Source organism: Stenotrophomonas terrae (assembly GCF_001431465.1).
GTDB lineage: Bacteria > Pseudomonadota > Gammaproteobacteria > Xanthomonadales > Xanthomonadaceae > Stenotrophomonas > Stenotrophomonas terrae.
This window is the reverse complement of sequence record NZ_LDJJ01000009.1, coordinates 14,702-29,586: the sequence shown is the minus strand read 5'-3', so window position 1 is coordinate 29,586 and position 14,885 is coordinate 14,702. Positions and strand designations below refer to the sequence as shown.

Annotated in this window: 17 protein-coding genes; 12 read left to right on the top strand and 5 right to left on the bottom strand. The window is 64.1% G+C overall.

Annotation, left to right across the window (positions count from 1 at the left end):
* Window positions 1-31 precede the first annotated feature (31 nt).
* The 8 genes from ABB27_RS03200 (at window position 32) to ABB27_RS03165 (ending at window position 7,184) form a co-directional block, all read left to right on the top strand.
* Window positions 32-436 (top strand): lysozyme inhibitor LprI family protein, encoded by a 405-nt coding sequence (locus ABB27_RS03200; RefSeq protein WP_057626784.1) that lies wholly within the window; start codon window positions 32-34, stop codon window positions 434-436.
* 309 nt (window positions 437-745) lie between these two features.
* The gene (locus ABB27_RS03195) at window positions 746-1,132 is read left to right on the top strand and encodes a YbjQ family protein (protein WP_057626783.1); all 387 of its coding nucleotides are present in this window, start codon (window positions 746-748) and stop codon (window positions 1,130-1,132) included.
* 76 nt (window positions 1,133-1,208) lie between these two features.
* On the top strand, window positions 1,209-1,637 hold the full coding sequence (locus ABB27_RS03190; RefSeq protein ID WP_152984411.1) for a hypothetical protein: 429 nt from the start codon (window positions 1,209-1,211) through the stop codon (window positions 1,635-1,637).
* Window positions 1,638-1,666: 29 nt separating this feature from the next.
* A complete protein-coding gene (locus ABB27_RS03185) occupies window positions 1,667-1,999 on the top strand; it encodes a low molecular weight protein tyrosine phosphatase family protein (RefSeq protein WP_057626781.1) in 333 nt (110 codons plus the stop codon).
* A 399-nt stretch (window positions 2,000-2,398) separates the two neighbouring features.
* Entirely contained in the window at window positions 2,399-4,591 is a 2,193-nt protein-coding gene (locus ABB27_RS03180; protein ID WP_083491114.1) for a TonB-dependent siderophore receptor, read from the top strand.
* A gap of 279 nt (window positions 4,592-4,870) precedes the next feature.
* Window positions 4,871-5,188: a hypothetical protein gene (locus ABB27_RS03175; protein ID WP_057626780.1), complete on the top strand. Its 318-nt coding sequence runs from the start codon at window positions 4,871-4,873 to the stop codon at window positions 5,186-5,188.
* A gap of 12 nt (window positions 5,189-5,200) precedes the next feature.
* On the top strand, window positions 5,201-6,868 hold the full coding sequence (locus ABB27_RS03170) for a PepSY-associated TM helix domain-containing protein (protein ID WP_057626779.1): 1,668 nt from the start codon (window positions 5,201-5,203) through the stop codon (window positions 6,866-6,868).
* On the top strand, window positions 6,861-7,184 hold the full coding sequence (locus ABB27_RS03165) for a DUF3325 domain-containing protein (RefSeq protein ID WP_057626778.1): 324 nt from the start codon (window positions 6,861-6,863) through the stop codon (window positions 7,182-7,184). The genes ABB27_RS03170 and ABB27_RS03165 overlap by 8 nt, the downstream gene beginning before the upstream one ends.
* Here ABB27_RS03165 and ABB27_RS03160 read toward each other — a convergent pair.
* Window positions 7,177-8,136, bottom strand: a complete 960-nt coding sequence (locus ABB27_RS03160; protein WP_083491113.1) for a LysR substrate-binding domain-containing protein — start codon at window positions 8,134-8,136, stop codon at window positions 7,177-7,179. The two genes, ABB27_RS03165 and ABB27_RS03160, sit on opposite strands and share 8 nt — an antisense overlap.
* 98 nt (window positions 8,137-8,234) lie before the next feature.
* Between ABB27_RS03160 and ABB27_RS03155 the strand changes: the two genes are divergently transcribed.
* Together ABB27_RS03155 and ABB27_RS03150 are read left to right on the top strand one after the other, a co-directional pair.
* Window positions 8,235-8,447, top strand: a complete 213-nt coding sequence (locus ABB27_RS03155; protein ID WP_057626777.1) for a hypothetical protein — start codon at window positions 8,235-8,237, stop codon at window positions 8,445-8,447.
* 407 nt (window positions 8,448-8,854) lie between these two features.
* A complete protein-coding gene (locus tag ABB27_RS03150; protein WP_057626776.1) occupies window positions 8,855-9,178 on the top strand; it encodes a hypothetical protein in 324 nt (107 codons plus the stop codon).
* 209 nt (window positions 9,179-9,387) lie between these two features.
* Here ABB27_RS03150 and ABB27_RS03145 read toward each other — a convergent pair whose 3' ends face one another.
* Together ABB27_RS03145 and ABB27_RS03140 are read right to left on the bottom strand one after the other, a co-directional pair.
* A complete protein-coding gene (locus tag ABB27_RS03145) occupies window positions 9,388-10,098 on the bottom strand; it encodes a YceI family protein (protein ID WP_083491112.1) in 711 nt (236 codons plus the stop codon).
* Between the two features lie 95 nt (window positions 10,099-10,193).
* Entirely contained in the window at window positions 10,194-10,784 is a 591-nt protein-coding gene (locus ABB27_RS03140) for a malonic semialdehyde reductase (protein WP_057626775.1), read from the bottom strand.
* A 130-nt stretch (window positions 10,785-10,914) separates the two neighbouring features.
* Here ABB27_RS03140 and ABB27_RS03135 point away from each other — a divergent pair, with 130 nt between their 5' ends.
* On the top strand, window positions 10,915-11,886 hold the full coding sequence (locus tag ABB27_RS03135) for a mitochondrial fission ELM1 family protein (protein WP_057626774.1): 972 nt from the start codon (window positions 10,915-10,917) through the stop codon (window positions 11,884-11,886).
* Window positions 11,887-12,058: 172 nt separating this feature from the next.
* Window positions 12,059-12,544 carry a YajQ family cyclic di-GMP-binding protein gene (locus ABB27_RS03130; RefSeq protein WP_057626773.1) on the top strand — a complete coding sequence of 162 codons (486 nt, stop codon included), beginning with the start codon at window positions 12,059-12,061 and terminating at the stop codon, window positions 12,542-12,544.
* 21 nt (window positions 12,545-12,565) lie between these two features.
* On the opposite strand, the gene ABB27_RS03125 is transcribed toward ABB27_RS03130, so the two are convergent.
* Together ABB27_RS03125 and ABB27_RS03120 are read right to left on the bottom strand one after the other, a co-directional pair.
* Window positions 12,566-13,666 (bottom strand): helix-turn-helix domain-containing protein, encoded by a 1,101-nt coding sequence (locus tag ABB27_RS03125; protein ID WP_057626772.1) that lies wholly within the window; start codon window positions 13,664-13,666, stop codon window positions 12,566-12,568.
* Between the two features lie 92 nt (window positions 13,667-13,758).
* Window positions 13,759-14,883 carry an NAD(P)-dependent alcohol dehydrogenase gene (locus tag ABB27_RS03120; protein WP_057626771.1) on the bottom strand — a complete coding sequence of 375 codons (1,125 nt, stop codon included), beginning with the start codon at window positions 14,881-14,883 and terminating at the stop codon, window positions 13,759-13,761.
* Between the last annotated feature and the right edge of the window lie 2 nt (window positions 14,884-14,885).

The following is a 14,885-nucleotide window of genomic DNA, read 5'->3' as shown; positions in this document are numbered from 1 at the left end:
GCCACTGCCACCTCCTGACATCAAGGTTTACATGATCCGCGCGTTGACTATCGCCCTGCTGCTGTCACCAACCCTCGCTTGGGCCGAGTCACCGGCGCAGCCGGATCATCAGCAGGTCTACAACGACTGCCTCGCAGAAGCCGGCGGCATCAACAACGGTACGGTCGATGCGTGCTCCAGCGCAGCTTCTGCAAGCGCCAAGGCCGAGATGAACCGCCTGTATCGCGCGCTTTACAGCCGGCTGCTGGCCGAGAACGCAGAGGATGCCGAACAACTGGAGCGGGCACAGAAGGCCTGGCTGGTCTACCGCGACCTGCACTGCCAGCTTGCCGGCTCCTACGTGGGCTCACCGATGTATTCGTTCTGTCCTATGCAGTTGAACATCAGCCGGGTAGGCGAACTGCGTGAACTGGTTGGGGAGCCTTCGTCTCCATAGCTGCCCGCCAGACGCCTGATGCCCCTGCCGAGCATGGCTCGGCACTACATGTTGGTTCTTTGGGCTCAGCAGGCCGCGTCACCGTAGCCCTGGTAAGTGCAGCGCACCCGGGAAGCAGCTGGCCGATGATGTTACCGAATGCGTGCCAGCAACCCCGGGTGCGCTGCGCTTACCCGGGCTAGCTTTTGTTCGGCTTTTCACTCTGCCCTTTCAGGGCAGGTCTGGACGCAGGACGCTACCGAGGCACCTGCGTAAAAGCATTGCGCCATACTCCGCGTTCATCACTCCATCATCTGCCCAGGCCCATCCATGACCGACCCGTACAACTCGTCCTCACCGCGCTCGACGACGGCCGCAGTTCTCAACGATTCGATGATCACCACCGCGCTGGAACTGCCGGGTTATCGCGCTGTACGCAACCTCGGCCTGGTGCGCGGCATCACCGTGCGTTCGCGCTCCATCGTGGGCAACTTTCTGGGTGGGCTGCAGACCATTTTCGGCGGCAACATCACCATCTACACAGAGCTGTGCGAGCAGGCGCGTGATGAGACCTACCGCGACATGGTGACCCACGCGCGGCAGCTCGGCGCCAACGCGATCATCGGCGTGCGCTACGACGCCACCGAGTTGATGACCGGGCTCACCGAGGTGCTTTGCTATGGCACCGCCGTGGTCGTCGAGCCGCAGCCGCGCTGAGCACGATGCCTGAGCGTGCTGGTGCACCGCCGATGATGCCCACAGAAACGTCGCCAACAGCAGAGGCTGCCCGCGCATGAGCACTCAGATGCGAACCCGCGTGCTGGCTCAACTCGTTGGCGTCGGGGTCATTGTGCCCACCATGCTGGTGGCGCTGTTCTATAGCGTGCCCGGTGTGATGTTCGCACTGGAGTCGCTCCAGGCCGGCGAGCATATGGCTGACGCCGTACAGGTCTTGCTGTGCATTGCCGGCGGCTGGCTGGGCATCATCGCGCTATGGCACGCCTATGCCGCGCTGAGCAGCGAGCCATTGGCCTTCAACAAAATCTTGGTCTGGATCGGCTTCAGCTGTGGCTGCGTGGTGTCGTTGCTGCTGATCGGGACGACAAACGGATCGCTGCTTTTCCGGGTTCTGTTTTTCGGCTGGCCGCTGCTTGGCGTCGCCGTGTTCACTCCGCTGCTGATGCATCGCCGGCAAGGCGAACGCTCAGCGCCGCATGCCTGATCAATCGCCAAACCTGAGCCAGAGCCACCATGCCGCGCAACGTCCTTTTCATCTGCAGCCAGAATCGCCTGCGCAGCCCCACCGGCGAGCAGGTATTCGCCGACTGGCCCGGCATCGAGACCCAATCGGCCGGGCTGGGCAACGATGCCAGCACGCCGGTATCACCCGAACTGCTGCTCTGGGCAGACCTGATCTTCGTGATGGAAAAAGCGCATCGCAACAAGTTGTCGAAGAAGTTCCGCGCGCACCTGGATGGCAAGCGGGTGATCTGCCTGGATATCCCGGATGACTACGACTATATGGACCCAGTATTGGTGCAGCTGCTCAAGCACAAGGTGACGCGCTTCCTGCCCGTGGCTTGAGCTGGGCACGCGCTGTGGGGGTCTCGGGCCGGGCGGAATACCTGCGGCAGCCGGCAGCGCTGATCTCGTCGCCCTCTCCCCAACCCCTCTCCCGTGAAGGGAGAGGGGCTTTGGTTCTGCGGGCGCTGACAATGCGCTGCAGACGCCTGTATCGCCCCAGCGACGGGGCCGGGGCGGTCCTCCTCTGAGCAAACCACGCCAATCACAGCCTGCCAGAACCACGCGAAACGCCCCATGCGGTGCTGGCTGACTCAGGGAACAGTTGCAAAATGCAAATCATTCGCATTTAATTTCGCACTAACATTGCCGCCCGCCTGAGCGCAGTCATGCCCCGCACCGGAAGCGGGCAACGCCCCGCACGTGGCTAATCCCCTTGCTTTCTTCCGTTCAGGCCCACTCATGCACCGCAACCGCACCTCCCCCCGCCCGGCCATTGCCGCAGGCGCTTCGTTCCCTTTCCGGTTCACCAACCGCCGCCTGAAAGCGGCCATCTGCCTGGCTCTGGCCAGCAGCTGCGGTAGCCTGCTGGCAGCGCCACAGGCCGCCACTGCAAGCGCCGCCGGCGTGGAAAATGACACCGCTACCCAACTGGATACGGTGCGGGTGGTGTCCCAACGTGCCAACCGGGTCAGCAATGGCGCCACCAACCTGGACCTGGACATCAAGGAAACCCCGCAGTCGATCAGCGTGGTCAGCGGTGAGCAGATGCAGCAGTTCGGCATCGACAACCTCAACGATGCGCTGCGCCTGGCCACCGGCATCCAGGTGGAGGAATGGGAAACCAACCGCACCAACTACGTGGCGCGCGGCTTCGACATCAAGAACACCCAGATCGACGGCGTCGGCCTGCCCAACGACTGGGGCATCGTCACCGGTGCGATGGACGCCTACGGCTACGAGAAGCTGGAAGTGATCCGCGGCGCCAATGGCCTGCTCACCGGCGTGGGCAACGCCTCGGGCACCATCAACTATGTGCGCAAGCGCCCCACCAATGAGGCCAAGGGCCAGCTGGGCGTGAGCGTGGGTTCCTGGGGCAAGCGCCGCGTTGAGGTGGACTATGCCACCCCGTTCACCGACGACGGCCGCTGGGCTGGACGGGTGGTGGCCGCGCACGAAGACGGTGACTCCTATCTGCGCGGCTTCAACACTGACCGCAACTTCCTGTACGGCGTGGTCGACGGCCAGATAGGTGACAACGGCACCTTGACCCTGGGCTATTCATGGCAGAAGGCCAACAGCGACCAGAACATGTGGGGCGCGCTGACCTTCGTCAATGCCGACGGCAGCCAGGCCTCATGGCGGCGCAGCGCGTCCACCACCCAGGATTGGACGTACTGGGATACCAAAACCGAAACCGCGTTCGCCGAATACACCCACCAGCTCAGCGCGGATTGGCAGGTCAAGGCGTCGTACAACTACCGCAAGCTCGGCAGTGATGACCAGCTGTTCTTCGCCTACACCACCACCGGCCTGGATCCGCTTACCGGCCAAGGCCTGGTGGGTTGGTCGTACAAGGGCATCGACGAAGGCAGCTCGCATCTGGGCGATATCACCGTAAACGGCCGCTTCCAGTTGTTCGGGCGCGAGCAGGAAGCCATGTTCGGTTTCAGCATTGCCAAGAGCGCGGAGACCACCTGGGACCACCCGGTGGATGGCAACGATCCCTCGTTCGGTGCATTGCCGGCATTCCCATATGCAGGCAACGTGGTCGCCGAGCCGCAATGGGGCGCACGCACCAAGGCCAGTTGGACCAACCAGCGCCTGAAGCGCGGTTACGGCGCCACCCGTTTGAGCTTTACCGATCGGCTCAAGGCCGTGGTCGGCGTCAACTGGGCCGAGTATCACCGCGACGGCAACAACGGCGTGGCCTTCAGCCAGACCGAGGACAACGTCAGCCCGTACGCCGGCCTGACCTGGGACTTCAACGACAGCGTGCTGGGTTATGTCAGCTACTCCGACATCTACCAGCCGCAGGACCAGTACGACATCAAGCATGTCTACCTGGACCCGACCAAGGGCGTGAACTACGAAGTCGGCGTCAAGGCCGAATGGCTGGACCGGCGCCTGCTGACCACGCTGGCCTTGTTCAAGGCCAAGCAGGAAAACCTGTCCACCTATGGTGGCTATGACTTCGCCACCGCCAACTACTGGTATTACGGCGTGGACGTGGAGTCCAAGGGCGTCGAGTTCGAGGCCACCGGCAAGCTCAGCGACAACACCAGCCTGGTACTGGGCTATACGCAGTTGAAGATGAGCAACCAGGACGGCGGCAGCACCTATACCTGGGTGCCGCGCCGCACCGCCAACCTGATGCTGACCTCACGCCTGCCAGCTTATGAAGCGCTGTCGTTCGGCCTGGGTGGCCGCTGGCAGAGCGATACCTCCACCAAGGAGAGCTACACCAACATGGTGGTCCGCCAGGGCAGCTACGCGGTGCTCAATGCCTTCATCGCCTGGGATGTACTGCCCAACGCGACGGTGCGCGCCAACATCAACAACCTCACCGATCAGAAGTACATCAACAGTCTGTATCAGATTGGCTACTACGGTGCGCCGCGCAACTACCAGTTGAGCTTTGACTGGCGGTTCTGAGTGCGGCTGATGGCAGCAAGGCCATAGGTTGGCTTTTGCTTTTCGGCTTTTGCTTTTCGGCTTTTGCTTTTCGGCTTTTGCTTTTCGGCTTTCGGCTTTTGGCTTTTGGCTTTGGCTTTTGCTCCATCCCCTCTCCCCTTGCGGGAGAGGGTGCCCAACGGGCGGGAGAGGGGTTGCACTTCACGGCCAACCTCCCCCTCTCCCCAACCCCTCTCCCGCAGGGAGAGGGGCTTCAAGCAACGCTTCACCCTTCATCGATACCCGAGACCTCCCCACACCATGTCCCAACCCTCCACCCTCGCTGCTCCATCCCGCTCACGTCGCCTGCAGATCGTGCTGCGCGTGCTGATGGCCATGCTCGGCGGCTACGTCTTTGCCTGGGGCACGGTGGCGTTGGCAACCTGCCTGTTGTTCGCGGCCAAACTGGATTTCCACGATGCCGAGTTCCTTGGTGCCTTCATCGGCCTGCTCGCCTATGTGCTGGTGTTCCTGTGGAGCATCGCAAGCAGGCAACTGCTGCGGGTGGGCATCGTATTGCTTGGTGGCGGCCTGCTGATGGCGGGCCTGGCCTCACTCGTGCAAACCCTGCTGGTGTGAACGGAGAACCCCATGTTCAATAGTTTCCGGCAAGCCATGGCGTGGCTGCATACCTGGTTCGGCCTGGTGCTCGGCTTCGTGCTGATGGCAGCGTTCTTCTTTGGCGCGCTGTCCGTCTTCGATCGGGAAATCGACCGTTGGGCGATCCCGGCAACCCGCATCGAGCCGCAACCGATGCCGTCCTTCGAAAAGGTGCTACGGCCTGCCTTCGAGCGCATGCAGCCAAACAAGGAAGCCATCGACGCGATGCGCCCACGCGTCAACGGGCCGATGCCGGAGCACTTCGACAAGGTCGCCAGCTGGAGTGCCTACACCACCCACCGCGATCCGGTCCTGGCCCTGTATGCCGGCTACCAGGTACCCAATGCCAAGGACCCGGAAGAACTCATCTGGGCCTATGCCACCATCGATCCACGCGATGGCAGCGTGCTGCCCGACGACCGCCTGAAGATCGGCAGCGGCTTTTTCTTCCCGCTGCACTATGGGCTGACCCTGGACTGGAAAAACCTGGGCATCTGGATCGTCGGCTTCTCCGCGTTGGTGATGCTGGCCGCACTGATCAGCGGCGTGGTGATGCACCGCAAGCTGTTCCGTGAATTCTTCACCTTCCGCCCTGGCAAGGCGCGGCTGCGCAGCGTGCTGGACCTGCACAACCTCACCGGCGTGGTGGCATTGCCGTTCCACTTCTTCTTCGCGCTCACCGGCCTGCTGATCTTTGCCGGTACCTATTATTTCCCGGTCGGCCACACCCAGCTGCACGATCTGCATGACCTGCACGAACGGACCGAGGCACAGGAAACCGGTCTGCCACACCAGCGCGCCGGGGTTGCCGCAGGGCTGGCATCGGTCGATGCGATGGTGGCGCAGGCACAACAGCGCTGGCAGGCCAATGACAAGGCCGGTGACGTTGGCTTCCTGGTGCTGCAGCACGTGGGCGATACCAACGGCTACGTCAGTGTCTATCGCGCCGGCACCGACCGCATCGCCCTGGTTGGCGATGGCATCCACTTCAATGCCGGCAACGGCAAATTGATCCGCGAGGACCCGGCCGCAACGCCGGTGGCACGCATGAGCGAGTTCCTCACCGGCCTGCACCTGCAGCACTTCCGCCATTGGCTGCTGCGCTGGTTGTACGTGCTCGGCGGCCTGGCCGGGGCGGTGTGCATTGCCACCGGTTTCGTCTTCTTCGTCGAGAAGCGCAAGCGCCAGCACGCGCAGCAAGGCAGTCAGGGTGCGCGCATCGTGGATGCCTTGGCGGTGACCACGGTCACCGGCATGGTATTGGCCACGCTCGGCATCCTGATTGCCAACCGCCTGCTACCCGACGCGCTGCCCAGCCGGGGTGACTGGGAGCGCTACGCCTTCTGGGCAGTGTGGGCGCTGGCGCTGGTGCATGCCGGCCTGCGCGGCGCGCCGGTGGCGCGCGGCCTGAGCAACCCGGCGTGGCGCGAGCAGACCTGGGCCATCGCGGTATTGGCGGTCGCGGCGGTTGCACTGAACTGGATCACCACCGGCGACCACCTGCTGCGGACGTTGTCGCAAGGTTACTGGCCGGTAGCCGGCATCGACCTGTTCCTGCTTTGCACTGCGGCCGTGGCAATGATTGTCGCGCGCAAGCTCGGCCAGCGCGCGCATGCAAGGCAGCTGAGCCACAGCCAGAATGAGAATGCCCATGCATGAGTCACTCGCCGCCAACCTGATGCTCACAGCCGCGCTGTTGCTCAGCTTCTGCGGCATGGCCTGGCTGGCGCTGTCGATGCAGGTGCATGCCGCGCAGGTATGGCAACGCCAGCCCTCGCCTGCGGTCCTGCGCCTGCTGCGCATCCTGGGCGGCTGCAGCATCGGCGCCGCGCTGCTGCTGTGCCTGGGCGTGGACCATGCAACGATGGCGGTGCTGGTATGGGTCATGGCCTTGAGCGGTGGCGCATTGTTGGTGGCGTTCACCTTGTCGTCGCGGCCGCAGCGCCTGCGTGTTCTGGCACCGTGGATCAGGTAGACGTACGAGTCGCTCGCGGCAGGCTGCGATTGCAGGCGCCGACGCGCGGCTCACTGTTGCTGCTGTTCACCATCATCACCCGGTATTCGGCCGCTTCCGCATGCAGCCATTGCCGGAATGCCTGAAAGCCAGCATGGCTCTTTGATCGTTCGGGATAGACAAGCCAGTGCGACCACGCCGTCTTCAGACGGTGATCGGACAGCAACTGCAACTGGCCTGACTGCAGCAGCAGCTGCGCGCGCGTCACCCGCCCGAGTGCCACGCCCACGCCTTCCAAGGCCGCACGGTGGTGCGATTCGGAGTCATCAAAGATCGCAACATAGCGCTTGGGCGCCTTTGCACCGGTCAATTCGAACCAGCGGTCCCATTCGCCATCCGGGTCGCCCAGCAGCGGCCATTCCGCCAACGGCTTCGCACCGATGCCGCCCATGCGCTGCACCAGTGCCGGGCTGGCCATCGGCACCAGCCACTCGTCGATCAAGGGTTCTGCGATCACTCCCGGCCAACGACCATCGCCGATACGCATCGCCCCATCAAACTGCAGTTGCCGCTCGAAATCGATCAACAGCTGGTTGGATTGCAGATTGATCTCAATCTGCGGATGCGCCGCCACGAAGCGACCCAGGCGCGGCACCAGCCATGCCGAGGCCATGGTCGGCACCGCGCTGACCGACAACACGCAATCGCGCCGCGCCTGGAAGGGGCGGAACGCCTCGTTGATGGCATCCAGGTGCGGCCCGACCTGATCGAGCAGGCGCCGTCCTTCCGCCGTAGCTTCAACGCCACGCGCCTGCCGCAGCAGCAGTGGGTAGCCAAGCCGCTGCTCCAGCTGCCGCATCTGATGGCTTAGCGCGCTGACAGTGACATTCATCGCCTCGGCGGCACGCGACATATTGCCCATGCGTGCGGCAAGCACGAAGCCGTGCAGGAACTGGAGGGGTGGCCCGCTCATATGCCTTTAGTAATTCTCAATGCTAGCTTGAGGAATGCTCGCTTTTGCGGACTATAACGCGGAACTAACCTCAGTCCCTCTCAAGACGGAGCAGGGAAATGAGCATCTATACCGATCTGCTGTTCATGCACGGCCACATCACCAATGTCGCGTTGGCCAGGCAGCTGGCAGAAGACGCTGCCACGCCCCCAGCCCGTGAGGACACCGCTGCTGATGCGGGCAAGCCGCTGCGTGATGGACGCGAACGCAGGCAAGCTGACGAACCGATGCGGAAGTTGCCCAGTGCAATCGATGCCTGCTCGAATCGGTGAATCGGCAACCGCCCCGCTGTGGTAGCCCGGGTAAGCGCAGCGCACCCGGGGCTTTGGAGCAGAGCCGCAATACCCGCCGATCATCATTCCCCGGGTGCGCTGCGCTTACCCGGGCTACTGCACTTGTGGGAGCGGTGTAAACCGCGAAGCTGATGTTGCAGGAACCCATCGCGCCTGTGTCAGCTGATGGTGTGCCTGCTTCGCGGCTTACGCCGCTCCCACAAGAAACATCAGGCCATTTCACCAGAACGCTGGATTGCCGTAACCCTGGGACGCACAGCACATTGGCGGCTTTTTCAGCACAGCCGCAATCCTGCCGAGCATCGTTCCCCGGGTGCGCTGCGCTTACCCGGGCTACCTCGCTGCATTGAAGCGCACTGTGTTCAAACGGCGCTTATGATGCCCGCATGAAAATCCGCAACTGGCGCGGCCGCGCGGCCGCCTTGCTTACCACCGTCGTGATTCTGTGCATCGTTTCCAATCCGGAACTGGCTACGTTGGTGCCTGTGCTGGATGCGCTGGGGCTGGAAGTGTTGCTGGCGCTTTTCTCCGCGCAACTGGTGGTGATCTTTTCGGATGTGTTGCTGCCATACGCACGGCATATCCATCAGCGCTGGGGCAGGCGCGTACTGAAACCTGTTGGCGACGCGCTGTGGTGCTTTGCAGGCAACTACCTGCGGGAGCTGATCAGGCATATGCGGCTTGCCGGGATGCCAGCGCGGATTGGTTGAGCGCTCGTTCGTAGGAGCGGCGTAAGCCGCGAAGCTGACATTGCTCAAGCCATTGGAACCTGTGCCAGCTGACGATATCTCTGCTTCGCGGCTTACGCCGCTCCCACAAAGATACAAAGAGCCGGAAGGCCAGAACTCCAGAACGACAAAGGCCCGCCAATGGCGGGCCTTTGCGTTTGTTGCCTGCTGCGAAGAAATCGCGGCTGCGATTACTTGGCGGCAGCTTCCTCGGCCTTCGGGATCGAGGCTTCGGTGGTGATGCGGATCTTGACGTCGTCGCTCACGGCCGGGGCGTAGGCGCCGATGCCGAAGTCGCTGCGCTTGATGGTGGTGGTGGCATCAAAGCCCACCGACGGCACCTTCATCATCGGGTGCTCGCCGGCGCCGTTGACGGTCACGTCCAGCACCACCGGCTTGGTCACGCCCTTGACGGTCAGGTCACCGGTCACGCTCAGCTTGTTGGTGCCGGCTGCTTCCACCTTGGTGCTCTTGAAGGTGGCGGTCGGGAACTTGGCGGCGTCGAAGAAATCGGCGCTGCGCAGGTGCTCGTCGAACTTGGCGGTGAAGCTGTTCAGGCCCGACAGCGGCAGGGTCACTTCCACGCTCGACTTGCCAACATCGGCCGCGTCGTACACCAGGGTGCCATCAGCATTGCCGAAGTGCGCGGTCGGGTTGGAGAAACCCATGTGGTTCCACTGCACCAGCACGTCGGTGTGGCTCGGGTCGAGCTTGTAGGTACCAGCCGCGATCTGGATCGCAGCGGCTTCCGGGGCAGCCGGCGCGGCGGCAGCGGCTTCAGCCGGAGCAGCAGCGGTTTCGGCCGGGGTGGCAGCCGGGGCGGCGGTGTCGGCCGGCTTGGAGCAGGCGGTGATGGCAGCAGCAAGGGCCAGCGGGAGCAGCAGCTTGGACATCGTGGACATGGGTCTCTCCTTGGAGGTGATAGACAGAACGTAATCAGTTTCAACAAGCACGGCGTCAGCCGATGTGACGGACGCCGCGTGGAACGCTTTGCAACTCAGGCAATACGCGCGGCTTCGTCGAAGGACAGCCGCGGCAGCCGCGGGAAGATGCCGGACGAGTCGCCATAGCCCAGATTGACGAGGAAATTGGACTTGATGGCGGTGCCGGCAAAAAACGCTTCATCCACCTTGGCCGGGTCGAAGCCCGACATCGGGCCGGCATCCAGTCCCAGCGCGCGTGCGGCCAGGATCAGGTAGGCGCCCTGCAGGCTGCCGTTGCGGAACGCGGCCTCATGGCGGCCTTCGCGCGGGCCGTCAAACCAGGCCTTGGCGTCGGTGTGCGGGAACAGGTACGGCAGCTTCTCGTGGAAATCCAGATCAAACCCAATGATCGCGGTGACCGGCGCTGCCATGGTCTTGGCCAGGTTGCCCTCGGACATTGCCGGCGCCAGCTTCTGCTTGGCTTCGGCCGATTTGACGAACACGAAGCGCGCCGGGCTGGTGTTGGCGGACGTGGGCGCCCACTTCAACAGGTCGTACAGGGCACGCAGCTGGCTGTCCTCGACCGGACGGTCCTGGAACGCATTCTGGGTACGGGCGGTGCGGAACAGCTGGTCAAGCGCGGCATCGTTGAAGATGTCGGACATGGAAACTCCGTGATGAATTGGCTACGGTCGTGACATTGCCCTGGAAAGCCCCGGACAATGACCCCCGATCAGAGGGCTCAGTGTAGAGCCCTCTGGCTGTTGCAACACCCAGCCTTATTGAAACGAATTAATGCCATACGCGAAACGATCGACGCTCCCCTGGACGATCACCGACGGCCGCGCCGGCAACGTGCGCCAGGCCGTGGCGCTGGCGTCCGCGCTGGCTCTGGGCGGCCAACAGCGCCTGCAGCTGCAGCCGCAGGCCCCGTGGCGCTGGCTGGCGCCGCGCCTGCTGCCGGGCGCGGCGCGGGGCTTTGGTCCGCAGTTCGCACAGTTGGCCGGCAACCCACCGGCGCTGGCGATCGGCTGTGGCCGGCAGGCCGCAGGCGCCCTGCGGGTGCTGGGCCAACGCGGCACCCGCACCGTGCAGATCCTCGACCCGCGCATCGCACCGCGCCACTGGGACCTGCTGGTGGTGCCCGAACACGATCGCCTGCGCGCAGCCAATGTGCTCACCCTGCTGGGCAGCCTCAACCCGGTCAGCGACGACTGGCTGGCCTGGGGGCGCGCGGCGTTCTCCAGCTTCGAACAGCTGCCCGGGCCACGCACCGCGCTGCTGGTCGGCGGCCCCACCGATCACGCGCCCTGGCAGGACAGCGAGATCCAGCCCCTGTTCCAGCAGCTGGCCGCGCGCATCCGCGCCGAAGGGGGCAGCGTGCTGGCCACCACCTCGCGGCGCACCCCGCGCGCGGTGACGGCGGCCCTGCTGCGTGCCTTCGACGACGTGCCCGGGGTGATCTGGGCCGATGGCGGCGACGGCTCCAATCCCTATGCCGGACTGCTGGGCTGGGCTGATCGTATTGTCTGCACGCCAGACTCGGTCAACCTGCTGTCGGAAGCCTGCGCCACCCGCGTGCCGGTCGGCGTACTGCTGGGCGAGCGCGCGCAGGAACGGATGGCGCACTTCCAACAGGCGCTGCGTGAGCGCGGGCGCTTGCTGGATGGGCTGGCGGCGTTTGACGCTGATCTGAATCTGGCGGTCGAGCCCCTGCGCGAAACCACCCGGATCGCCGCCGAAGTGAAACTGCGCCTGGGCATGTGAGCAGGGCGCATGGATCGCAGCGGAGCTTGCCCCTTCCCGCTGCGTCTCCCATCTGCAAGCCGCAGCGCCAACACCAACAGCGATCGCTGGCGTCGGCAGCGTAGCCGTCTGCGCCATGCCCTTGCCGCCAATCGCCTAGAATGGCGGCTGTTTTTCTGATTGGAGCAGGCCCATGCCTTCCTTTGACGTCGTATCCGAAGTTGACAAGCACGAGCTGACCAACGCCATCGACCAGGCCAACCGCGAACTGTCCACGCGCTTCGATTTCAAGGGTGTGGCCGCCAGTTTCGAGCAGGACGGCGAGAAGCTGATCAAGCTCACCGCGCCCACCGATTTCCAGCTCAAGCAGATGGCCGACATCCTCAAGCAGCGCCTGGCTGCACGCAGCATCGATTTCCGCTGCATGGAGTTTGGCGACATCGAAACCAACCTGGGTGGCGCGCGCCAGCAGGTGACGGTCAAGCAGGGCATCGAGCAGAAGCTGGCCAAGCAGATCGCCGCCAAGATCAAGGAATCCAAGATCAAGGTCGACACCCAGATCAACGGCGACAAGCTGCGCGTCAACGGCAAGAAGCGTGATGACCTGCAGGAAGTGATGGCGCTGCTGAAGAAGGATGACTTCGAACAGCCGCTGCAGTTCGACAACTTCCGCGATTGATGCAACTGCGCTGCAGCAGGCTCAACCGGCCTGCTGCAGTTTGCGGTACAGCGTGGTGCGCGAGATGCCCAACTGCCGCGCCGCCGCGCTGAGGTTGCCGGCATGCGCGGCAACCGCCTCACGTACCACCTGCGTGCCCTGCGCCCGCAATGAACCCACCACAGTGCTCACCGCCCGCTTGGCGGTACTGGCACGTGCGCCCACCGGCCCGCGCAGGTATTGCAGCTGCAAGGCACTGTCGGCGTGCAGCTGCACCCGATGCACCGGCCCGGCCTGCAGCAGGCGACGGCGCTGGTGCACGCTGGCATTGGCAAACAGGCTGTCCAGGCTCGTCAACGGCAACGTGCCACTGCGCGGCAAGCCGAGGATGCGTCGCGCCACGCTGTTGGCTGCATGCAGCTGGCCGTCTTCGCGCACCGCCAACACACCCTGCAACGGCGTCCCCAACCAGCGCGCGTCATGTTGCAGCGCCAGCAGGTGGCAATCACGCTGCTGCTGGATCAACTGGTTCTCGATGGACAGTGCCGCCTGCCGGAAATAGCCGCGCAGCAACTCGCTGTCGCGTTCGCCGATACCGGTGATGTCCAGCGCCCCCAGCACTTCACCATCCACCCCGCGCAACGGCACGCTCAGGCAATAGACGCGGGAAAATTCATCCAGGTAGTGCTCGTTGCCGCGTACCAGTGCCGCAGCATCCTCGGCCAGCGCACAGGATGGCGCAGTGGTGCCGATCTCGATCTCGCGGATCCGCCGCCCGACCTGGATAGGCCGCAGTATCGCCTCATCGGCCAGGCCATGTTCGCGCTGGGCGATGATCAGGCCCTCGCGGTTGACGCACAACAAGGTCCAGCGGCGGCCGCCGAAGGCCGCCCATAGATCATCCATGTCCTGCCGCACGCAACGTGCCAACAGACGATCGGCGGGATCTTCCAGACGCGGCCGCCGTTGTGCCAGCGGCGCATAGTGCGGTGCGTGCTGCGGGCGTATGCCCGCCAGCCGCGAACGTTCCCAGGAGCGCAACAGCGCCGGTGCAAGCAGCTGCGCAGGCAATCGGCCGCCTTCGGCGAAGCGCTGCCGGGCGGCAGCCAGGCGTTGCTGCTGTTGCATGAGCGTGGTGGCCATGGGCATCCTCCAGACAACTGGCCCCAGCCTACACCGCGCCCGCTGACTGGATCGCCATCGCGGGCCGGCATGGTCCGCGATGGTTTGTTCCATCAGCCTATCTTGAGAATCGGCTTCAAGGTGATGCCCTTGGTGCTGTCTTCGGCAGCCTGGTTGATCTCCTCCAACGGATAGAACTTGACCAGCTTGTCGAACGGGAAGCGACCTTGCTGGTACAGCTGTACCAGCTGCGGGATGAACACCTTCGGCACGCTGTCACCTTCAACGATTCCGCGGATGCTGCGCCCGCCCAGCAACAGATCGTTGATGTCGAACGCGGCCTTGGTGCCGAGCTTGGGCGCACCCACCACACCAATCACACCCAGCCCGGCCAATGCCGCGATGCCCTGCTCCAGCACCTCCGCACGGCCGGTGGATTCCAACGCGTACTCGACGCCACCACCGGTGATCCCACGCACCGCTTCGACCACATCCACCTCGCGGCTGTTGATCACATGGGTGGCGCCCAGTTCGGTGGCCAGCGCCAGGCGCGACGGCACCACGTCGATGGCGATGATGGTGGTGGCACCAGCCACGCGCGCCGCCATCACCGCGCTCAGGCCCACCGCACCGGCGCCATAGGACGCAAAGCTGCTGCCAGTACCGACCTTGAGCGAATTGATCACCGCACCAGCACCGGTCTGGATACCGCAGCCCAGCGGCCCGAGCAGTTCGATCGGCGCATCTTCAGGCACCTTGATCGCATTGTTCTCGCGGCTCAAGGCATAGGTGGCGAACGAGGACTGGGCGAAGAAGTGGTCATGCAGCGGATGGCCGTGCGGGTCCTGGATGGCGGTACTGCCGTCCAGTTCACCACCACCGAAGTTCAGGCCATAGAAGTCCTTGCAGTAGGCACCGTGGCCGCCGCTACAGGGATTGCAGTGGCCGCAGGCGCCATAGGTGAGCACCACATGGTCGCCCACCCGCAGATCCTTGACCGCCGGGCCCACCGCCTCGATCACACCGGCGCCCTCATGGCCAAGTACCGCCGGCAACGGCACAGGGTAGTACTGGTCACGCACGATCAGGTCGGTATGGCACAGGCCGGTGGCCACCACCCGCACCAGCACCTCGTCATCCTTGGGCCCGCGTATGCGTGCCTGTTCGATGCTGAAAGGCTTTTCCTTCTCACGCACCACCGCCACGGTGATGTCACGCAGTTCTGCAGATGCACTCATGG